Here is a 20216-nt window from a genome sequence, read left to right as displayed (position 1 = left end):
GTGCAGATGTATTGTCCCGGACGCCGCGATGCCAGTCCAGTACAATCGACCGCGAACCACAAGGTTGCGGCCTATGTCGCCCTGGCTCAGGCGAACTCCATGATCACAGCGTCGACCGCCAGGCTGTCGCCCGGTTTGGCGTTTAGCTTCGCCACGGTGAGGTCGCGCTCCGCGCGCAGCACGTTCTCCATCTTCATCGCCTCGACCACGGCCAGCGTCTCGCCGGCCTTGACGTCTTGGCCCTCGGCGACGGCGATCGACACCACCAGTCCTGGCATCGGGCAAAGCAGCATTTTCGAGGTATCCGGCGGCAGCTTTTCCGGCATCAGCCTTTCCAGCTCCGCCGTCCGCGGCAGCATGGCTTGAGCCGTCACCGACATGCCCTTCCAGGCGATACAAAGGCCGTTCAGCACTGGCCGGACCTGCGCCGCGATCCGGTTGCCGCCGACCGTGCCGCGCCAGATCGCGTCCCCTGGCCGCCAGTCGGAAGCGACCGTCAGCGGCTCGCTGCCATCGATCGACAGATCGATCTCCATCGGGATCGAGACCATGCCGTCCAGGATGCTGGCGCAAAGATAGTCCGCGCCGATCTTCACCACCCAGTCGCGCTTGAGATGGCCCGAATGCGGTGCCAACCGGCCGCTGAGCCGGTCGAGCCGGTCCCGCCGCAGCAGCTCGATTGCGGTGGCGATCGCGGCGAATACCGCCCTCTCCTCACCGTCCGGTTCGACCGGCGCGAAACCGTCCGGATACTCCTCGGCGATGAAGCCGGTGGAAAGCCGCCCCTCGCGCCAGCGCGGATGCTGCATCAACGCAGCGAGGAACGGAATGTTGTGCTCTATGCCGTCGACGACAAAACCGTCCAGCGCTTCGGACATGGCATCGATAGCCTCGAGCCGCGTCGGCGCCCAGGTGCAGAGCTTTGCCACCATCGGGTCATAGAACATCGAGATCTCGGAGCCTTCGGCGACACCGGTGTCGTTGCGGATCACCACATCGCCGAACGTGCCCTCTTGCGGCGGCCGGTAGCGCGTCAGCCGGCCGATCGAGGGCAGGAAATTGCGAAACGGGTCCTCGGCATAGAGACGGCTTTCCACCGCCCAGCCGTTCAGCTTGACCTCGCTTTGGCTGATGCCGAGCTTTTCGCCGGCGGCGATGCGGATCATCTGCTCGACCAGATCGATGCCGGTGACGAGCTCCGTCACCGGATGCTCGACCTGTAGTCGCGTGTTCATTTCAAGGAAATAGAAGTTCCTGTCCTTGTCGGCGATGAACTCGACCGTGCCGGCGCTCTGGTAATCGACGGCTTTCGCCAGCGCCACAGCCTGCTCGCCCATGGCCTTGCGCGTCTTGGCGTCGAGGAACGGCGACGGCGCTTCCTCGACCACCTTCTGGTTGCGGCGCTGGATCGAGCATTCGCGCTCACCCAGATAGAGCGCATTGCCATGCGCGTCGGCCAGCACCTGGATCTCGATATGGCGCGGGTCGACGACGAATTTCTCGATGAAGACGCGGTCATCGCCGAAAGAGCTTTTCGCTTCCGAACGCGCTCGCTCGAAGCCGTCGCGCACTTCCGCGCTGCTCCAGGCGATGCGCATGCCCTTGCCGCCGCCGCCGGCCGAGGCCTTGATCATCACCGGATAGCCGATCTCGCCGGCAATCCTTTCGGCGTGGTCGGCATTGTCGATCACGCCCAGCCAGCCGGGTACGGTCGAAACCTTGGCTTGGCTGGCGAACTTCTTCGATTCGATCTTGTCGCCCATTGCGCGGATCGCCTTGGGCTTCGGTCCGATGAAGATGATGCCTTCCTTTTCCAGCGCTTCGCAGAAAGAGGCGCGTTCCGACAGGAAGCCATAACCCGGATGCACCGCTTCGGCGCCGGTTTCCTTGCAGGCGGCGATGATCTTCTCAGGCACTAGATAGCTCTGCGCGGCCGGCGACGGGCCGATATGCACAGCCTCGTCGGCCATTTCGACATGCACGGCGTCGCGATCGACGTCCGAATAAACCGCGACCGTGGCGATCCCCATCTTGCGCGCCGTCTTGATCACGCGGCAGGCGATCTCGCCGCGATTGGCGATCAGGATCTTCTTGAACATTCGGATGTCGTTCCTCCGGCGAAGCGGTCCAGTTCTATGGACAATCCCGACGCGCCTCAAGTGTCTCCAGCCCCTGCCCTTCGGCACTCGATGCTTTTGCAGAACGGCGTCGAAAAACGTCGTAACAGACGTTGGCCGCCACCTTCGAACCCGGTAAGGTGGTGGCGAGCGCAAGAAAATGGCAGGCGGTATTCGCCTCGCCGGGCAGGCTCGGCGGCCTGCCATAAAGCTGAGACTTTTAAGATTGCCTTGGGAGGAATGCCTCATGAAAACGCGTGCCGCAGTTGCCGTTGGTGCCGGAAAGCCGCTGGAGATCATGGAGGTAGACCTTGAGGGGCCGCGCGACGGCGAGGTTCTGATCGAGGTCAAGGCGACCGGCATCTGCCACACCGATGAGTTCACGCTCTCGGGCGCCGATCCGGAAGGCATCTTTCCGGCGATCCTCGGCCATGAGGGCGCCGGCATCGTCGTCGATGTCGGCAAGGGCGTGACCTCGGTCAGGAAGGGCGACCATGTCATCCCGCTCTATACGCCCGAATGCCGGCAGTGCCCGTCCTGTCTGTCGCGCAAGACCAATCTGTGCACCGCCATCCGCGCCACGCAGGGCCAAGGCCTGATGCCGGACGGCACCTCGCGCTTTTCGGTCGGCGGCGAGAAGCTGTTCCACTATATGGGCTGCTCGACCTTCTCCAACTTCACCGTGCTGCCGGAGATCGCGGTCGCCAAGGTCAATCCCGACGCCCCCTTCGACAAGATCTGCTATATCGGCTGCGGCGTGACCACCGGCATCGGCGCCGTCATCAACACGGCCAAGGTCGAGCAGGGCGCCACCGCTGTCGTCTTCGGCCTCGGCGGCATTGGCCTGAACGTCATCCAGGGCCTTCGCCTGGCCGGCGCCGACATGATCATCGGCGTCGACTTGAACAACGACAAGAAGGCCTGGGGCGAGAAGTTCGGCATGACGCATTTCGTCAATCCGCAGGAGATCGACGGCGACATCGTGCCTTACCTGGTCAACCTGACCAAGCGCGGCGCCGACCAGATCGGCGGCGCCGACTACACTTTCGACTGCACCGGCAACACCAAGGTGATGCGCCAGGCGCTGGAAGCCTCGCATCGCGGCTGGGGCAAGTCGGTCATCATCGGCGTTGCCGGCGCCGGCCAGGAGATTGCGACGCGGCCCTTCCAGTTGGTCACCGGTCGCATCTGGATGGGCACCGCCTTCGGCGGCGCGCGCGGCCGCACCGACGTGCCGAAGATCGTCGACTGGTACATGGACAAGAAGATCCAGATCGACCCGATGATCACCCATACGCTGACGCTCGACGACATCAACAAGGGTTTTGATCTCATGCATGAGGGCAAGTCGATCCGCAGCGTCGTGGTTTATTGAAGCAATGCCGCATCGGTCGCGGGCTGGAGCCCGCGACCGATGCGGCTCAACATGGGAGGAAGGACGAATGGCGGAAAAATTGCATCCGAAGATCGACAACGGGCTGCCGAAGGAAAGTGCTGCCTTTTCCGGCGGCACGCTGGTCTGTCTCTGCACCAGCAACCCGGTGAAGGTGAAGGTCAAGGGCCAGATCGCCCACAACCATGCCTGCGGCTGCACCAAATGCTGGAAGCCGGAAGGCGCGGTGTTCTCGGTCGTGGCCGTTGCCGGCACCGGCGACGTCACTGTGGCCGAGAATGGCGACAAGCTGAAGGTGGTCGACCCGGCAGCGCTGATCCAGCGCCATGCCTGCACCAGCTGCGGCGTCCACATGTACGGCCCGGTCGAGCGCGACCATCCCTTCAAGGGTCTGTCCTTCATCCATCCCGAGCGTTTCGAGGAGGACGGCTGGTCGCCGCCGGGCTTTGCCGCCTTCGTCTCCTCCATCATCGAAGCCGGCGTCGACCCGAGCCGCATGGACGGCATCCGCGGCCAGCTGAAGTCGATCGGGCTCGAACCCTATGACTGCCTCAACCCCGCCCTGATGGACTACATCGCCACCTGGACGGCGAAGAAGTCGGGAGCCTTGGCGGCCTGACGATTGCGGGATTTCTGGTAAAGGGCCGGCCAACGCCGGCCCTTTGCACATTTGGAGAGACGATGCCAGCACCCATCATCTATGTCGATGCCGATGCCTGTCCGGTGAAGGCCGAGGTCGAGAAGGTGGCGGAACGGCACGGCGTCGTGGTTACCTATGTCTCCAATGGCGGCCTGCGCCCGTCGCGCGATCCGATGATCCGCAATGTCGTAGTCTCCAAGGGCGCGGACGCTGCGGACGACTGGATCGTCGAGAACGCCAAACCCAACGATGTCGTGGTGACGGCCGATATCCCGCTTGCCGCGCGCACGGTGGCGCTCGGCGCGCATGTGCTGGGACCTACGGGCCGTCCCTTCACGCCCGAGACCATCGGCATGGCGGTGGCGATGCGGGATTTGAAGCAGCATCTGCGCGAGACCGGCGAAAGCCGCGGCTTGAACGCCGCCTTCACGGCGAAGGACAGGTCAAACTTTCTCGGCGAGCTCGACCGCATCTTGCGGCGGGCGCTCAAACCCGCCACACCCGGCTGACCCGAAGCCCTTGAGAACCGGCCATGGGCGACGACATATCCCTCAACACGCCGATCCACCGGCACGTGCAGTTCGCTTTGGCTGCGGCCATCGGCATTGTCGCGCTGCTTCTCGCCCTGATGCTGGGGGCGCCGCTGCCCTACTCCATCGGCGCCAACCTCTTCTTCGCCGCTTACACTCTTCTGGTGTTGGTCGCGATGCCGAGGCTCACCGTCCGTTACCTGAGCAAGAACGCGCGTGCCACGGACCTGCCGGTGCTGCTGATTTTTGCGGTCACGCTCCTGGTCGTCGGCCTCGCCATCGGCTCGCTGTTTCAGCTCATCAACCAAAAGGCTGCCGCGCATCCGCTGGAGGTTCTGTTCGCGATGCTGTCGATCCCGCTTGGCTGGTTCACAATCCATGCCATGGCGGCGCTGCATTATGCGCATGTCTACTGGATGGACGGCGACGAGATCGACGAGAAAACCAGGAAGAAGAATCCGGTCGGCGGCCTCGATTTTCCCGGCGGCAAACGCCCGGAAGGCTGGGATTTCCTGTATTTCGCGACCGTCATCGGCATGACTGCGCAAACCGCCGACACTGGGATAACGACCTCGCGCATGCGCCAGGTCGTGCTCGTCCATTCGATCCTGAGCTTTTTCTTTAACACGGTGATCGTCGCCGCCGCGGTCAATCTCGCGGTCAGCCTGGGCAGTCCATAATAAATCCGTGATCGGATGAAACAACGCTTGGGCCGGAGACGTATTGGGAGGAGAACAAGGCTCTGAGAGGCCGCAGACGAGCGAGCCGGGAGGACATCCAGATATGGAGACCGTCGCCAGAAGCGAACCCTCCACCGAGGTAGAAGCATCCACGCCGAAGGACCCGACGCTGATTTACCGGCAATCGGGCTGGACGCGCCTGACCCATTGGCTCTGGGCGTTCTCGCTGTTCTTCATGCTGCTTTCGGGCCTGCAGATCTTCAACGCGCGCCCGCAACTCTACATCGGCAAGGAATCGGGCTTCCAATACAACAATACGATCCTCGAGATCGGCGCCGAAAACACAGACGGCGGACCGCGCGGCTTTGCCAAAATCTTCGGGCATCGCTTCGACACCACCGGCGTGCTCGGCTGGTCCGGCCCTCCCGGACAGGAAACGCCGCGCGCCTTTCCGTCCTGGGCGACGATCCCGTCCTACTACGACCTCGGCACGGCCCGCGTCGTGCATTTCTTCTTCGCCTGGGTGCTGAGCGCAACCCTGCTCCTTTGGCTGATCGCGAGCCTGATCAACGGCCATATCCGCCGCGATCTTGCCCCTCGCCTGGATGACTTGCGCAAGTTGCCGCGCGACATCGTCGACCATGCGAAGCTGAAATTCCACCACGCGCGCGAATACAACACGCTGCAGAAAATGGCCTATGGCGGCGTGCTCTTCGTGCTGTTGCCGCTGATGATCATCACCGGGCTTGCGATGTCGCCGAGCATGAACTCGGTGCTTCCCTGGCTCAATGAAATCCTGGGCGGTCGGCAGACGGCTCGCACCATCCACTTCATTGTCATGGTGCTGCTCGTGCTCTTCTTCGTCGTCCATATGCTGATGATCGTGGCTGCCGGCCCGATCAACGAGCTGCGCTCGATCATCACCGGCTGGTACCGCACCGACCCGCCCGCAAAGCACGACCAGGCAACCGAGAGGAGCGCCTGACATGGCAAAATTCCAGATTAGCCGCCGGAAGTTCTTAACCTCCGCCAGCCTCGGTCTGTCAGGCATCGCGCTGTCGGGCTGCGATGCCTTCGACAGCGGTCTGGGCGTCGGCAGCGGGCTGCGCAGCTTCCTCGAAAATGCCAACGGGCTGACATACCGCGCACAGCGCCTGCTTGCCGGCCGGGACGCGCTGGCACCGGAATTCAGCGAGGCCGACATCCGCCAGCCGCAGCGGCCGAACGGCGTCACCGCGCCTGACGACGACACCTATAAGGGTCTTCTCGCCAATAATTTCGCCGACTGGCGCCTGGAGGTGACCGGCCTCGTCGAAAAACCGCTGTCGCTCACCCGCGAGCAGTTGCAGAACATGCCGAGCCGCACCCAGATCACCCGCCACGACTGCGTTGAAGGCTGGAGCTGCATCGCCAAATGGACCGGCACGCCGCTCTCGCTGGTGCTCGATCAGGCCATCGTCAAGCCGCAGGCGCGCTACGTCATGTTCCATTGCCTCGACACGATCGAGCAAAGCCTGTCTGGCGACATCAAATATTACGGCAGCATCGACCTGATCGATGCCCGCCATCCGCAAACGATCCTGGCCTACGGCTTGAACGGCAAGCCGCTGCCGGTCGAGAACGGCGCGCCGCTGCGGGTGCGGGTCGAGCGCCAGCTCGGCTACAAGATGCCGAAATATCTCTACAAGATCGAGCTGGTCGACGGCTTCGCCAATGTCGGCGGCGGTCGCGGCGGCTATTGGGAAGACAATGGCTACGACTGGTATGCCGGTATTTGATGGCGCTTCGCCTGCAGGCCGAGCACGATCTTGCGTCAGCCGAGTTCAACGCGATTGAGAAAAGCCTCACGGCGACAATCGGCCATTCCAACATCATCCTTTGCAAGACGATGGCCTCGGGCGACTAGGCCGCCTTGCTGGGCCGCCGTTCAGACCAGATCGGGTGTTGTCATCGGCGTCGGCTGCCGAGAGATATGTCGCTGGGAGGTGACAAGGTGTCGCCGACGGGCTATGGATGGCGCGTCGAGGGCTCAGGTGACTGAGTCCTACCTGTTTGCGGGAGAGAACAGCGCAAGCTGTCGCCGAAGGGGAAATCGCCCGAAATCTCTCAGGCAAAAGAACCGTGGACGGGAAAGACAACTCTGGAAAGTCGGGAATCTTCCCGCGCCGAAGGTGTAAGCGCTGCCGACAGAGTTACGGGGCGCGAGTCTCTCAGGCTTCAGACAGAGGGGCACGGACTGGACCGCCAATGGCGGTCGATTGCGTGCGACTCTGGAGAAGACATGACCGGCGAAGACACCAAACATCTACCCCTCGAGGATTTGCATAGCGCCGCGGGCGCGCGTTTCGGCGCTTTTGCCGGCTGGTCGATGCCGCTGACCTATCCGGCGGGCGTGATGAAGGAGCACCTCCACACGCGCGAGCATGCCGGCCTGTTCGACATCTCGCATATGAAGCTGTTCGAGGTCGGCGGCCCGGGCGCCGCCGCCCTACTCAACCGCGCCTGCCCGCTCGACGCCGGCGCGCTGGAGATTGCCCAATCCAAATATACCTTCTTCCTCAACGAGGCCGCTGGCGTCATCGACGACTTGATCGTCACGCGTCTTGACGATGGCCGATTCATGGTGGTGGCCAACGCCGGCAATGCGGCCGAGGATGAAAGGCATCTGCGTGCGTTGGCCGCGGATTTCGATGCCAAGGTCGAGCCGCTCGACCGCGTCTTCCTGGCGATCCAGGGCCCGGATGCCTGGGCGGCCCTTTCGCGAGCCGGTATCGAAACGGGCTCGCTGCTGTTCATGCATGGTGTCGAGCCCCGGCAAAACTGGTTCATGAGCCGCTCCGGCTACACCGGCGAGGATGGATTCGAGATCGGGCTGCCGGAAGCGGATGCCCGCGATCTCGTCGGCAAGCTGCTGCAGGATGAGCGCGTGCAATGGATCGGCCTTGCCGCCCGCGATAGCCTGCGGCTCGAGGCCGGGCTCTGCCTGCATGGCCAGGATCTGACACCCGAGATCGATCCGGCGAGCGGCGGTTTGATGTGGGCGATCCCTAAGGAGCTCCGCGCTTCCGGTCACTTCGTCGGCGCCGACGCGCTGCGCTCGATCCTCGACCGCGGGCCGTCTCAGAAGCGGGTTGGCCTGAAGCCCGATGGTCGTCAGCCGGTGCGCGCCGGCGCCGCGCTTGTCGATGCCGACGGCAATGCGGCCGGCCACGTGACCTCGGGCGGCTTCGGCCCGTCGACGGGCCACCCGGTCGCCATGGGCTATGTCGACACTGCGCTGGCCAAGCCCGGCATCAGACTATTCGCCGACGTCCGCGGGACCAGGATCCCGATCGATGTCACTTCGCTGCCCTTCACGCCACATCGCTACCGCAAAGGATGATATTCCGATGGCAAATACCTATTTTACTGAGGATCATGAATGGCTGCGCGTCGAAGGCGGCGTCGCCACCGTCGGCATCACCGACTATGCGCAGGAGCAGCTCGGCGATCTCGTCTTCGTCGAACTGCCGGAAATCGGCCGCAAGCTCGCGAAGGGCGACACTGCAGTAGTCGTCGAATCCGTCAAGGCGGCCTCTGACGTCTACGCGCCGGTCGATGGCGAGATCACCGAAGCCAACACAGCACTGTCGTCGGATCCTTCGTTGGTCAATTCGGCGGCGACCGGCGACGGCTGGCTCTGGAAGATGAAGCTTTCCAACGCAAGCCAACTCGACAGCCTCATGGACGAGGCCGCCTACAAAGCCCATATCGGCTGATACCAGGATCTTTGAAATGACCGCAGCACCCATTCCGTTCTCGGCCCGTCACATCGGCCCCAGCGTCAACGATGTCAGGGCAATGCTCGCCACCATCGGCGTTCCGTCCGTCGAAACGCTGATCAGCCAGGCCGTGCCGAGATCGATCCGCCTCGACCTGCCGCTCAACCTGCCCACTCCGGCCAGCGAGGCCGAAGCACTGGCCGAATTGTCGGCGATGATGGTGAAGAACACGGTGCTGAAGAGCTTCATCGGCGCCGGTTATCACGGCGTCCATGTGCCGCCGGTCATCCAGCGCAACATGTTCGAGAACCCGGCCTGGTACACGGCCTACACGCCTTACCAAGCCGAGATCAGTCAGGGCCGGCTGGAGATGCTGTTCAATTTCCAGACCCTGGTTGCCGAGCTGACCGGCCTGCCGGTGGCGTCGGCATCGCTGCTCGACGAGGCCACCGCCGTTGCCGAAGCGGTCGGCATCGCACTGCGCCATCACCGCGACAAGCGCACCAAGGTGGCGCTTGCCGGCACGCCGCATCCGCAGACGCTCGATGTCGTGCGCACCCGCGCCGAACCGCTCGGCACCGAGGTCGACGGCGAGACCATCGACGACAACACCGCCGCCCTGCTCGTCTCCTGGCCGGACACTTTCGGCGTCTATGGCGACCACAAGGCGGCGATCGAGAAGGCCCGCGCCGCTGGCGCTCTGGTCGTCTTCATCGCCGACCCGCTCGCGCTTACGTTGACGGATGCGCCGGCCAAGCTCGGTGCCGACATCGCCGTCGGTCCGATGCAGCGCTTCGGCGTGCCGATGGGCTTTGGCGGCCCGCACGCAGCCTATTGCGCCGTCTCCGACAAGCTCACCCGTCTGATGCCCGGCCGCCTCGTCGGCCAGTCGACCGACAGCAAGGGCCGCCCAGGCTATCGCCTGGCGCTGCAGACGCGCGAGCAGCACATCCGCCGCGACAAGGCGACCTCCAATATCTGCACCGCGCAGGCGCTGCTCGCCAACATGGCGACGGCCTATGCGATCTGGCACGGTCCCGCCGGTTTGCAAGCGATCGCGGAGCGCGTCCACACTCTCGCCAACCGCCTTGCGGCGGGGCTGAAGACAGCGGGCGTGGCCGTTCTCGGAGCACATCGCTTCGACACTGTGACGGCGGAAGTGAAGGGCAAGGCAGCGGCAATAGCCGCCGCCGCCGAGAAGACTGGCCGGCTGCTGCGCGTCATCGATGCCGACCACGTCGGCATCGCCTTCGACGAGACCTCGACCGAAGCCGACCTCGAAGCGATCGCGGCGCTATTCGGCGCCAAGCCCGGCACGGTGGCAGCCGGCTCGATGCCCGGTAAGCGGCGCGGCAAGGAGTTCCTCACCCAGCCGGTTTTCCACGAGAACCACTCCGAGACCGAGATAATGCGCTTCCTGCGGCGGCTGGCCGACAAGGACCTCGCGCTGGACCGCGCCATGATCCCGCTCGGATCCTGCACCATGAAGCTCAACGCCGCCGCCGAGATGATGCCCGTGAGTTGGGTGAATGTCGCCAACCTGCATCCCTTCGCGCCGGCCAGCCATTCGGCCGGCTATCGGGCCATGGTCGGCGACCTGGAGGCCTGGCTGTCGGAGATCACCGGTTTCGACGCGGTCAGCCTGCAGCCCAATGCCGGCAGCCAGGGCGAATATGCCGGCCTGCTCGCCATCCGCGCCTATCACCGCGCGCGCGGCGAAGGCCACCGCACCGTGTGCCTTATCCCCTCCTCCGCGCATGGCACCAATCCGGCGAGCGCGGCGATGGCGGGAATGAGCGTCGTCGTCGTGCGCTGCGCCGAGGACGGCAGCATCGACATGGATGACATGCGGGCCAAGGCCAACGAGCATTCCAAGAACCTCGCGGCGCTGATGTTCACCTATCCCTCGACGCATGGCGTCTACGAGGAAGGCGCGCGCCATCTCTGCGCCCTCATCCACGAGCATGGCGGCCAGGTCTATTTCGACGGCGCCAACCTCAACGCCCTGGTCGGTCTCGCCCGCCCCGGCGATATCGGCGCCGACGTCTGCCACATGAACCTGCACAAGACCTTCTGCATCCCGCATGGCGGCGGTGGCCCGGGCGTCGGCCCGATCGGCGTCAGGGCGCATCTGAAACCCTATCTGCCGGGCCATGTCACGGAAGGTTCGGCGCATGCCGTCGCCGCCGCGCCCTTCGGCAGCGCTTCGATCCTGCCGATCACCTGGATGTATATCCGCATGATGGGCGGCTCCGGGCTGAAGCAGGCCACCGAGACGGCGATCGTTTCGGCCAACTATGTGGCGACGCGGCTCGCGCCGCATTTCCCCCTCCTCTACAAGGGCAGGAGCGATCGCATCGCCCATGAGTGCATTCTCGACACCCGCGTGCTCAAGGAGAGCGCCGGCATCAGCGTCGACGACATCGCCAAGCGCCTCATTGACTACGGCTTCCACGCCCCGACCATGTCATTCCCGGTCGCCGGAACGCTGATGGTCGAGCCGACGGAATCCGAGCCCAAGCGTGAGCTCGATCGATTCTGCGAGGCGATGATTGCGATCGCCGGCGAGGCGGCGAAGGTGGCAAAGGGCGAATGGCCGCTCGACGACAACCCGCTGGTCAACGCCCCGCACACTGCCGCCGAGGCATTGGCAGGCGCATGGCCGCATCCATACTCGCGGATGGAAGCAGCCTACCCAGCGGCTGACGTCGATCTGGCAGCAAAATACTGGCCGCCGGTTTCGCGCATCGACAATGTCGCCGGCGACCGCAACCTGGTCTGCTCCTGCCCGCCGCTGTCGGAATATCTCGGCGCCGCAGAGTAGACGGTCAGGGCAAGTTAGGCCGAGCGCAGGGCTGGCCCGCTATCGGGCTGGTCCTCCCGGCGTTGGGCGATCACGCGGTTTCGCCCGGCGCGCTTTGCGGCGTAGAGCGCGGCGTCCGCCTCAGCCAGCACCTCGTCCAGGGTCCGACCATCGGCGGCGCCAAATCCCATGCCGCCGCTGACGCTGCTGCGCAACGGACCACGTTGGGTCGGGACGATTTCGGTGCCGAAAGCGACCCCGATCCTGCTTGCCATATCGTGCGCCTTTTCAGGCGTCATGCGCGATAGGACGAGCGCGAACTCCTCACCGCCGAGCCGAAAGGCATCGACCCCGGCCCTGCCATATTTCTTGATCACCGCCGCGAACCGGCAAAGCACCTGATCGCCGACGGGATGGCCGAAGACATCGTTGGTCGTCTTGAAATGGTCGAGGTCGAACATCGCGATCGCCATGAACGGACCGAAGCTGCGACCGCCGTAAAGCTCGCTGAGCGCCCTGCGGTTCATCAGGCCGGTGAGCGGATCGGTCATCGTCGCGGCCTTGAGCTCGATCTGCGCCTGCAGATGGTGCAACGAAAGCGTCAGCGCGCCGAGGCCGGTCATGCAGGCGACCGCGACGACGGAGTTCAACCGCTCCGCCCAGTTGTCGGGCGCGGCGCCGAGAACCCATTGCCCTTGCACCAGCAGCACCAGGCCGCACAGGCCGAAGGATATCCCGCAGGCGCCGCTGAGAAACGAAACGACGAGCAGTATCCGGCGGTCGTGATCGCCCTTGATCCAGAACATCGTTCCGATCGCGCCGAGCAGCGCCGTCACCGTCGAATAGGTGATCAGAAAGCCGACGCCATCGAAGCCGAAATAGGTGACGAGGGCGCAGGCCGCCATCGCTGCCAGCGCCGGCACGATGGCGCGGCGATAACTGCAGATGCCGAGATACTGCATCGCCGACAAACAGATGACGAGGAACCCCAGGCTGAGCAGGGCAAGCACCATCTGGCAGAGCCACGGGTTGGCGTCCTTGGTATAGCGCCAGAACAGGACGACATGGGCAACGAGTACGAGTATGCCGCAGGCGACCGTAAGCACGAAACGCGCCTGCGGCGCGGTGAGCCAGATCGCGAGCATCGTGACGCTGAGGCATGTGCCCGACAGCGCCGCCGCGAGCAGGAGCGAGCTGAAATCCAACATCTCTGAAGATCTGCCGTTGGGGAGACTCGTTGCTTCCTCAATGTAGGTTGTAGAGGCGTGGCGCAAACCCTTTTCGGCCGGTGTCCGCTGCTCGCTCGACAAAGGGTTTACAAAGCGTCGACATGTCAGCTGACACTGCGGCACGGTTCCGCGGTGGGACGGGCCGGAAGCAGATCAGCTCTTGTCGAGCAGCGCCAGGTTGGCGTTGACCACGGTCTGGTCGGCGAGACCGGCCTTGGCTTCGAGCAGCAGCGCCCTTGCCTTCATCTTGTTGCCGCGCAGGAGCTGCGAATAGCCCATATTGTTGACGATCTGCGGCTTGCGCCCGGCGACCCTCAGCAATTGCGCATAGGCGCGGTCGGCGAAGTCGAAGCGGCCGAGCTCGTCATAGGAGGCGGCAAGCCCCATCCAGGCTTCGGCATTGTCTGCCTTGAGCTCCACCGCTTTGCGGAAATGCTGTTCTGCGAGACCGAAATTCGCCTCCCGGAATTGCGCCTTGCCCTCCGTCAGGTCGGCGGCACTGATATCCTTGGCCGTCGCCTGGATTGCGGTGGTCTTGGTCGTGTCGACGCTGCTGTTCGTCGTGCAGCCGGTGATCATCAAGACGGCCGCCGATACCGCCGCTGCCGTGGAAAGTCTGTGACGCATGCCCTGCCCCGTCGCCCGATTTGCCGGGTCGTTCTTCAGCAAGGACCATACAGGAGAGCGATTAAGCTTCGGTGCCGAAATGCGCCTAAATTTCAGTTGCTTGCAAAGGATGCGTTAACCAGCACCGCCGGCCTCAGTGCGACGTCAGCCTTACGACGATCGGGATGATGGCGACCATCAGCACCACCGGCAGGATGCACACCGTCACCGGCACCGACATCTTGGCCGGCAAGGCATGTGCCTTCTCCTCGGCAAGCGACATGCGCTTGTGGCGCATTTCGTCGGAAAAGACACGCAGCGCTCCCGACAGGCTGGTGCCGAGCTCCTTGGACTGCTGCAGGAGCGTCGCGAAGGAGCGCACTTCGTCGAGGCTGAGGCGATCGGCGAGCGCCTTCAGCGCATCGTCGAGGCTGCGGCCGGCCCTCAGCTCCAGCGACACCAGCTGCAGGTTCTGGCTGAGCGACGGATAGGTCCTGGCGAGTTCCTTCGAGACCCGCTCGATGCCGGCCTCCATGCTCATGCCCGCGTCGGAGCAGACGATCATCAGATCCATGAAGTCGGGAAAGCCATTGCGGTATTCGCGCATCTTTTCCCGCACCTTCTGCGTCAGCACCAGGCCGGGCAGGAAATAGCCGGCCGCTCCCGACAGGATGATGAAGGTCCAGCGGCTGGTCACGGTCGATTCGGCGCTGGCCGCCCAATGGTTGACCAGGAATGCCCCAAGCGCCATTCCGACCAGCGCGGCAAAACGGATCAGGAAGAACGTCCCGACGGCGCGCGGCTCCATGTAGCCGGCCTGGATGAGCTTCATGCGCAATCGCGCGACATTCTCCGGATCGCTCTTGGCATAGAATTCCTGCGCCCGCCTCACCGCCTTCTCGCGCACGGCGTTCGCGTTTTTCCTGGGTGCCGGCTCGGGCTGCTCGATCGGCTGCGCCGCCTCGACCTTCAGCCGGCGCTTGACCTCGTTGCGGTCGCCCTGCGCAACGACCAGCGGCCATGCCACCGCGCCGCCGCCCATCACCAGCAGCAGCACCGCCACCGGCATCAGCGATGTCGGCGCTAGCGAGGCAAGGAAGCGGATGACCTCTTCCATTTCAGAACCTGAAATTCGACATCTTGAACATGATGGCATTGCCGAGCAGGAGCCACAGGATTGAGCCGCCCAGCATGTACCAGGTCTTCGGTATCCCCCACACTTCGTGGTAGAATTGCGGCATCAGCACCATGATGGCGGTGAACAGAAGCACCGGCACGGCGGTCAGGATATAGGCCGACATGCGGCCTTCGGTCGAAATGGCGCGCACCTTACGCCGCAGCTTGCCGCGCTCGCGGATGGTCGAGGACAGCCCGTCGAGGATCTCGCGCAGATTGCCGCCGGAGCTGCTTTGGATCGACACAGCGGTGACGAACAGCGGCAGGTCCTCATGGCCGACGCGGTCGAACAGGTTGTTGAGCGCTGAAACCAGGTCCGAGCCATAGGTCACTTCGTCGGCCACGACGCCGAACTCGGTGCCGATCGGATCGGCCATCTCGCGCGCCACCATCGCGATCGCCACCGGCACCGGGTGGCCGGCCTTGAGGCCGCGCGTGATCAGCTCCAGCGCTTCCGGCAGTTGCATGCCGAAGCGCTTATGCCGGCGCTTGCGCAGAAAACGCATCGCCATAACCGGCAGCACCGGCACCAGCACCAGAAGCACGACCAGCCCGAACAGCAAAGGCAGGCCGTACCAGACGGCCAAAAGCGCCAGAGCGAACGCTATCCCCGACGTGATCGTGAGGAATTTGGGCATCGGCATGATCATGCCGGACTGCGTGCGCAAGGCGCGAAAGCGATCGAAGGAAAGGAGGGGCGTGCCCTCTTCCATGCCGCGCTCCTTGCGCAGCTGGATCAGCACCTGCTCCTGGCTGATCTTGTTCTCCGCCAGCTTCATGCGGCGGTTGATCGCCGTGCGCTTGTCGCTGCGGCCGGCATAGAGCAGGTAGCAGCCTTCGGCGATCATGATGCCGGTGAGCGCCGCCGCGGCGTAGACGGCGTAGATCGGGCTGAATCCCTCGAGCACCGGCTACTCCTGCGGCCGGCCGGGTTCGAAATACTTGCCCGGAAATTCAATGCCCATGTTGCGCAGGTCCTCGAGGAAGCGCGGTCGGATGCCCGTCGCCTCGAAATGGCCGACGATCTTGCCATCCGCCTCCATGCCGGTGCGCACGAAGCGGAAGATCTCCTGCATCTGGATGACGTCGCCTTCCATGCCCGTCACTTCGGCGACGCTGGTCACCTTGCGCTTGCCGTCGGACAGGCGCGTCAGTTGCACGATGATGTCGATGGCGCTCGCGATTTGGCTGCGGATCGACTGCACCGTCATCGGCATGCCGGTCATGCCGAGCATCTGTTCGAGGCGCGATATGGCGTCGCGCGGCGTGTTGGCGTGGATGGTCGCCATCGACCCTTCATGGCCGGTGTTCATAGCCTGCAGCATGTCGAAGGCTTCCTCGCCACGGCACTCGCCAAGGATGACGCGGTCGGGCCGCATGCGCAGCGCGTTCTTGACCAGATCGCGCTGCTTCAGCTCGCCATGACCCTCGATGTTTGCCGGGCGCGTTTCCATGCGCGCGACATGCGGCTGCTGCAGCTGCAACTCGGCGGCGTCCTCGATGGTGATCAGGCGCTCGTCCTCGGGAATGAAGGCCGACAAGGCATTGAGCATCGTCGTCTTGCCGGTGCCGGTGCCGCCGGAGATGATCGTCGTCTTGCGCGCATGCACGGCCGCCGCCAGCACCTCGGCCATGTTCTGGGTGATGGCGCCGAACTCTACCAGTTTGTGCAGGCCGAGCTTGTTCTTGGAGAATTTGCGGATCGATACCAGCGGCCCGTCGACGCCGACCGGCCTGATCGCGGCGTTGAAACGCGAGCCGTCGAGCATGCGGGCGTCGACCATCGGCTGCGATTCATCGACGCGGCGGCCGACGGCCGCGACGATTTTATTAATGATCCGAAGCAGATGCGCCTCGTCCTTGAACGGGATATGGACCTGCTGCAGCTTGCCTCGCTTTTCGACGAAACAGTTCTGATGGCCGTTGATCAGAATATCGTTGATCTCCGGATCCTTGAGCAGCGGCTCCAGCGGGCCGAGGCCCACCATCTCGTCGACGATGTCATCCACCAGCGCGTCCAGCTCGGCGGTGTTGATCGCCATTCGCTCCTGACGCGTCTTTTCCGAGACGAACTCATGCACCTGGCGGCGCATTTCGTCCTTGGGCAGCCGCTCCAGCGCGACGAGGTTGATTTCTTCGAGCAGCATGCGGTGGATGCGCACGCGCGCGTCGAGCACCTTGTTGGCGCTCTTTGCGGGTGCTGCTTCCGGCTTCGGCGGCGCCGGCTTGCGGGTCGTCGGAATGACCACGGCGTGATGCGCAACGGGCGCGGGTTCGGGCGCCCGCAGCGGACGAACATCGCGATTCTGCAGGTTGGAGAAGCGGCTGCTCATCCTGCTTTCCTCTTCAAGAGGCCCTTGCCGAGGCCGAACAGCGACTTCGATTTTGCCGTCGTCGCCACCGCCTCCTCGGGCAGGATGATTTTCTTCAGGTCATTCACAACATTGGCGTTCGGATCGATGTCGTGCAGCGGCACGCCGCGGTCGACGGCCTCGCGCACCAGCCGGTAGTTGTTGGAGATGCCGCCGACGAAGTGCTCGCCGAGGATATCCTGGACGTCGGCCTGCTTGATGCCGCTGTCGAACATCTTCTGCTCGAAACGGTTGACGATGACGTTCGGCTTCACTTCCTTGCCGGCCGTCTCGTAGATGGCCTGGATGAGACGCTGCGTGTGGCGCAGGCAAGGCACCGTCATCTCGGCCACGATATAGAGCTTGTTGGAGCCCAGCAGCACCGTCTCGGTCCACGGGAACCAGGTGCGCGGCATGTCGATGACGACATTGTCGAAATAGGCCGAGACGAGGTCGAGCATGCGCACCACGACATCGGTCTTGAACGAGCGCATTTCCGAAGGGCGCGTCGGCGCCGCCAGCACGCAGAGCCCGCTTGCATGCTTGGACAGCATGACGTCCAGCAGCTGCCGGTCGAGGCGTTCGGGCTGGTTCTCGATTTCGGTGATGTCGAAGCGCGGCTCGAGGTCGAGATATTCGGCGCAGGCGCCTTGCTGGAAATTGAGGTCGACCACGCAGGTCGAGGCGCCGCGCGTCACCGAATGGTGCAGCTGGAAGGCGGTCTGCAGGGCAAGCGTGGTGGTGCCGACACCGCCGGCGGCCGGCATGAAGGTGTAGATTTGCGATTCGGAGTTTTCCTCCCGCCCCGGGCCCTGCAGCGCGCGAATGACGGAACGCACCAGATCGGCGGTGGTGATCGGCTTCACCAGGAAGTCGGCGACCTTGAGCTGCACCAGGATGCGCACCGCCGCCGCATTGAATTCCTGCGTGACGACGACCACCGGGACGCGGCCTTCGATTCGGCGCATGATGCGCTGCAGCGACTCGATCTCTTCGAGCTTGGCCGCGTCCATGTCGACAATGACGGCGCCGAAATCGGTCTCCTGGACCTCGCCGCGCAGTTCGTTGACGCTTTTCTCGACCGTCAAAAGCTCGATGACCTCGGATGCAGCGAAAGCCGTCCGCGTGTCCTGCGAAAACGCCCGATCGGTCGAAACGAGCAGGATCTTCTTGGTCTTGGTGCCCGATGCCATGGTCGTCAGCTCATCAGTCTGCTGTCGTTGATACCGATGTCGTCGAAGCCGGCGCCGCGCCGGCCTTCGTGCCCGCGGCATTGGCCGTGGAGCTCGTGCTCGGAGCCGGCACCAGGAGCCTGGTGTTCTGGACGCCGTACTGCCAGGGGTCGACCATCTGCATGGCTGTGTTGGACGCCTGGGCGTTGCCGGCGGCCGGAGACACGCCTTCGGTGCGCACATAGTCGTCGCTGGTGCAGCCGGAGAGCGCGCCGGCGAGCAGCAGAGCGATGCAAGGAGCCAGACGCATGGCTTCAGTCCTTCGGCAGATCGAGGAAATGGCCCGACGTGGTCGCCGCCACCGGACGGGCCCCGCTGCCGTCGGCCAGCGCCAAGGGGCGCTTGGGAGCGGAAGCGTCGACTTCCTCGGTGTTGTTCAGGAAGTAGTCGGCATTGCTTGGCGGCCGCGTTCCGTCGGTGGGCTCGACCATCTTCTTCCACGGGTCAACCGGTTTGACCAGGTAGGGCGTGACGATGATCACCAGATCGGTCTCGCGCCGCTGATAGGATTTCGAGGAGAACAGCGGACCGAGAACCGGCAGCTTGCCAAGCCCCGGCAGGCGCGAGGTGGTGATGTCGTTCTGCGACTGCAGAAGGCCCGCGATCATGAAGCTCTGGCCGTTTTTCAAGTCGACCGACGTCTTGGCGCGACGCACGATGAAGGCAGGAATGGAAATGCCGCTGCTGACTTCGATCGACGCGGAGGGATCGATCGACGAAACTTCCGGCGCGATATCGAGGCTGACCAGTCCACCCTTGAGCACGGTCGGCGTGAAATCCAGACCGACGCCGTATTTCTTATAGCTGACGCTGATCTTGCCGTTGTCCTCGGACACCGGGATCGGGAACTCGCCGCCGGCAAGGAAGCTCGCCGTCTGGCCCGAGCGGGCGATCAGGTTCGGCTCGGCCAGCCGCCGGGCGAGACCGCGCTCTTCCAGCGCCTTGATGGCGATGTCGATCGAAACCCCGTTGGAAAGCAACCGGCCGATGATCTCGCCGGTCCCAGCGGTCGGTACCGTGCCCGGGTCGATGATGACGTCGCGACCGCCGACGCCGAAGGCAAAGTTGGCCCCGTATTTCGCGCCGAGATCCTGTCCCGCCTGCCGGTTGATCTCGACGAAACGGACATTGAGCTGAACCTGCTGCGAGGACGAGATGTTGACCGAGTTGATCACTTCCTCATTGCCGGAGAAGCGCGACGCGATCTTGCTCGCCTTGTCGGCCGCGACCGCGTCTTCCGCCTCGCCCGAAAGCACCACGCGCCCGTTGGCCGAACCGACCTTGATCTTGGCATCCGGCACGCTGGCGCGGATGGTGTTGGCGAGCTGATCTGTATCCAGCGTCACCTCGATGTCGATGGTGCCGACGAGCTGCTTGTTCTGGTCGAACAGCGCGATGCCGGTGGTGCCGAGATTGTTGCCCAGCACATAGAAGGACTTGTCGGTCAGCGGGTTGACGTTGGCGATCTCCGGATCGCCGATGACGATCTGATAGAAGGCCGCGTTCGTCATGATCGTCTTGGGCTTGCCCTTGGCGACTTTGATCGAGGCGTTCTTGGTCGCCGAGACGTATACGACGTCGTTGTTTGCCTGGGCCGGCGCCCCAAAGGCTAGCATTCCGGCGGCTGCCAGAAAGGCGCCCGCCGCCATTGCACGCAGAAGGCGCAGCCCTCTCGTCGTCCGTTCTTTGTTCAACACA

Annotated in this window: 19 protein-coding genes and 1 riboswitch; of the genes, 10 read left to right on the top strand and 9 right to left on the bottom strand. The window is 64.0% G+C overall.

The genetic code is table 11. The annotated features are described in order from the left end of the window. Positions 1-86 precede the first annotated feature (86 nt). Positions 87-2099, bottom strand: a complete 2013-nt coding sequence (locus tag A9K71_RS20975; RefSeq protein ID WP_067000233.1) for an acetyl/propionyl/methylcrotonyl-CoA carboxylase subunit alpha — start codon at positions 2097-2099, stop codon at positions 87-89. A 265-nt stretch (positions 2100-2364) separates the two neighbouring features. Here A9K71_RS20975 and A9K71_RS20970 point away from each other — a divergent pair, with 265 nt between their 5' ends. The 10 genes from A9K71_RS20970 (at position 2365) to gcvP (ending at position 11945) form a co-directional block, all read left to right on the top strand. Then, entirely contained in the window at positions 2365-3492 is a 1128-nt protein-coding gene (locus tag A9K71_RS20970) for an S-(hydroxymethyl)glutathione dehydrogenase/class III alcohol dehydrogenase (RefSeq protein ID WP_067000230.1), read from the top strand. 67 nt (positions 3493-3559) lie between these two features. Next, positions 3560-4129, top strand: a complete 570-nt coding sequence (gene gfa / locus A9K71_RS20965) for an S-(hydroxymethyl)glutathione synthase (RefSeq protein WP_067000227.1) — start codon at positions 3560-3562, stop codon at positions 4127-4129. 62 nt (positions 4130-4191) lie between these two features. Further along, positions 4192-4659: a YaiI/YqxD family protein gene (locus tag A9K71_RS20960; protein WP_067000224.1), complete on the top strand. Its 468-nt coding sequence runs from the start codon at positions 4192-4194 to the stop codon at positions 4657-4659. Between the two features lie 23 nt (positions 4660-4682). Further along, positions 4683-5360, top strand: coding sequence for a DUF1345 domain-containing protein (locus A9K71_RS20955; RefSeq protein ID WP_067000220.1), 678 nt, complete (start codon positions 4683-4685; stop codon positions 5358-5360). Positions 5361-5463: 103 nt separating this feature from the next. Then, positions 5464-6345 (top strand): cytochrome b/b6 domain-containing protein, encoded by an 882-nt coding sequence (locus A9K71_RS20950; RefSeq protein WP_067000217.1) that lies wholly within the window; start codon positions 5464-5466, stop codon positions 6343-6345. A 1-nt stretch (position 6346) separates the two neighbouring features. After that, the gene (locus A9K71_RS20945; RefSeq protein ID WP_067000214.1) at positions 6347-7138 is read left to right on the top strand and encodes a molybdopterin-binding protein; all 792 of its coding nucleotides are present in this window, start codon (positions 6347-6349) and stop codon (positions 7136-7138) included. After that, on the top strand, positions 7138-7266 hold the full coding sequence (locus A9K71_RS32935; RefSeq protein WP_259979720.1) for a hypothetical protein: 129 nt from the start codon (positions 7138-7140) through the stop codon (positions 7264-7266). The genes A9K71_RS20945 and A9K71_RS32935 overlap by 1 nt, the downstream gene beginning before the upstream one ends. Before the next feature lie 139 nt (positions 7267-7405). Next, a riboswitch (glycine riboswitch) is annotated at positions 7406-7492 on the top strand. A gap of 149 nt (positions 7493-7641) precedes the next feature. After that, positions 7642-8742 carry a glycine cleavage system aminomethyltransferase GcvT gene (gene gcvT, locus A9K71_RS20940; RefSeq protein ID WP_067000211.1) on the top strand — a complete coding sequence of 367 codons (1101 nt, stop codon included), beginning with the start codon at positions 7642-7644 and terminating at the stop codon, positions 8740-8742. 7 nt (positions 8743-8749) lie between these two features. Beyond that, a complete protein-coding gene (gene gcvH, locus A9K71_RS20935; RefSeq protein ID WP_067000208.1) occupies positions 8750-9118 on the top strand; it encodes a glycine cleavage system protein GcvH in 369 nt (122 codons plus the stop codon). Positions 9119-9134: 16 nt separating this feature from the next. Further along, positions 9135-11945 (top strand): aminomethyl-transferring glycine dehydrogenase, encoded by a 2811-nt coding sequence (gene gcvP / locus A9K71_RS20930; RefSeq protein WP_067000205.1) that lies wholly within the window; start codon positions 9135-9137, stop codon positions 11943-11945. 14 nt (positions 11946-11959) lie between these two features. On the opposite strand, the gene A9K71_RS20925 is transcribed toward gcvP, so the two are convergent. From A9K71_RS20925 to A9K71_RS20890, 8 genes are all read right to left on the bottom strand, one after another. Then, complete coding sequence (locus tag A9K71_RS20925; RefSeq protein WP_067000202.1) at positions 11960-13132, bottom strand: GGDEF domain-containing protein; 1173 nt, start codon at positions 13130-13132, stop codon at positions 11960-11962. Positions 13133-13306: 174 nt separating this feature from the next. After that, entirely contained in the window at positions 13307-13780 is a 474-nt protein-coding gene (locus A9K71_RS20920; protein WP_067000914.1) for a hypothetical protein, read from the bottom strand. A gap of 133 nt (positions 13781-13913) precedes the next feature. Next, positions 13914-14876, bottom strand: coding sequence for a type II secretion system F family protein (locus tag A9K71_RS20915; protein WP_067000198.1), 963 nt, complete (start codon positions 14874-14876; stop codon positions 13914-13916). 1 nt (position 14877) lies between these two features. Then, positions 14878-15843 (bottom strand): type II secretion system F family protein, encoded by a 966-nt coding sequence (locus A9K71_RS20910; protein ID WP_067000195.1) that lies wholly within the window; start codon positions 15841-15843, stop codon positions 14878-14880. Positions 15844-15846: 3 nt separating this feature from the next. Further along, complete coding sequence (locus A9K71_RS20905) at positions 15847-17268, bottom strand: CpaF family protein (RefSeq protein WP_067000192.1); 1422 nt, start codon at positions 17266-17268, stop codon at positions 15847-15849. Further along, a complete protein-coding gene (locus A9K71_RS20900; protein ID WP_067000190.1) occupies positions 17265-18479 on the bottom strand; it encodes a response regulator/pilus assembly protein in 1215 nt (404 codons plus the stop codon). Before A9K71_RS20900 ends, A9K71_RS20905 begins: the two co-directional genes overlap by 4 nt. A 13-nt stretch (positions 18480-18492) precedes the next feature. Then, positions 18493-18768 carry a hypothetical protein gene (locus A9K71_RS20895; RefSeq protein WP_067000187.1) on the bottom strand — a complete coding sequence of 92 codons (276 nt, stop codon included), beginning with the start codon at positions 18766-18768 and terminating at the stop codon, positions 18493-18495. A 4-nt stretch (positions 18769-18772) separates the two neighbouring features. Further along, positions 18773-20167: a type II and III secretion system protein family protein gene (locus A9K71_RS20890; RefSeq protein WP_245299714.1), complete on the bottom strand. Its 1395-nt coding sequence runs from the start codon at positions 20165-20167 to the stop codon at positions 18773-18775. Between the last annotated feature and the right edge of the window lie 49 nt (positions 20168-20216).

It is taken from the genome of Mesorhizobium sp. WSM3873 (genome assembly GCF_001672445.1).
In the GTDB taxonomy this organism is placed as follows: Bacteria; Pseudomonadota; Alphaproteobacteria; order Rhizobiales; family Rhizobiaceae; genus Mesorhizobium.
Note: the sequence above shows the minus strand (reverse complement) of the source record. Positions and strands in the feature narration are given on the sequence as shown.

Coding starts and splice junctions, on each gene's coding strand:
- A9K71_RS20975 (WP_067000233.1), bottom strand. CDS start 2,099: ATGTTCAAGAAGATCCTGATCGCCAATCGCGGCGAGATCGCCTGCCGC.
- A9K71_RS20970 (WP_067000230.1), top strand. CDS start 2,365: ATGAAAACGCGTGCCGCAGTTGCCGTTGGTGCCGGAAAGCCGCTGGAG.
- gfa (WP_067000227.1), top strand. CDS start 3,560: ATGGCGGAAAAATTGCATCCGAAGATCGACAACGGGCTGCCGAAGGAA.
- A9K71_RS20960 (WP_067000224.1), top strand. CDS start 4,192: ATGCCAGCACCCATCATCTATGTCGATGCCGATGCCTGTCCGGTGAAG.
- A9K71_RS20955 (WP_067000220.1), top strand. CDS start 4,683: ATGGGCGACGACATATCCCTCAACACGCCGATCCACCGGCACGTGCAG.
- A9K71_RS20950 (WP_067000217.1), top strand. CDS start 5,464: ATGGAGACCGTCGCCAGAAGCGAACCCTCCACCGAGGTAGAAGCATCC.
- A9K71_RS20945 (WP_067000214.1), top strand. CDS start 6,347: ATGGCAAAATTCCAGATTAGCCGCCGGAAGTTCTTAACCTCCGCCAGC.
- A9K71_RS32935 (WP_259979720.1), top strand. CDS start 7,138: ATGGCGCTTCGCCTGCAGGCCGAGCACGATCTTGCGTCAGCCGAGTTC.
- gcvT (WP_067000211.1), top strand. CDS start 7,642: ATGACCGGCGAAGACACCAAACATCTACCCCTCGAGGATTTGCATAGC.
- gcvH (WP_067000208.1), top strand. CDS start 8,750: ATGGCAAATACCTATTTTACTGAGGATCATGAATGGCTGCGCGTCGAA.
- gcvP (WP_067000205.1), top strand. CDS start 9,135: ATGACCGCAGCACCCATTCCGTTCTCGGCCCGTCACATCGGCCCCAGC.
- A9K71_RS20925 (WP_067000202.1), bottom strand. CDS start 13,132: ATGTTGGATTTCAGCTCGCTCCTGCTCGCGGCGGCGCTGTCGGGCACA.
- A9K71_RS20920 (WP_067000914.1), bottom strand. CDS start 13,780: ATGCGTCACAGACTTTCCACGGCAGCGGCGGTATCGGCGGCCGTCTTG.
- A9K71_RS20915 (WP_067000198.1), bottom strand. CDS start 14,876: ATGGAAGAGGTCATCCGCTTCCTTGCCTCGCTAGCGCCGACATCGCTG.
- A9K71_RS20905 (WP_067000192.1), bottom strand. CDS start 17,268: ATGAGCAGCCGCTTCTCCAACCTGCAGAATCGCGATGTTCGTCCGCTG.
- A9K71_RS20900 (WP_067000190.1), bottom strand. CDS start 18,479: ATGGCATCGGGCACCAAGACCAAGAAGATCCTGCTCGTTTCGACCGAT.
- A9K71_RS20895 (WP_067000187.1), bottom strand. CDS start 18,768: ATGCGTCTGGCTCCTTGCATCGCTCTGCTGCTCGCCGGCGCGCTCTCC.
- A9K71_RS20890 (WP_245299714.1), bottom strand. CDS start 20,167: ATGGCGGCGGGCGCCTTTCTGGCAGCCGCCGGAATGCTAGCCTTTGGG.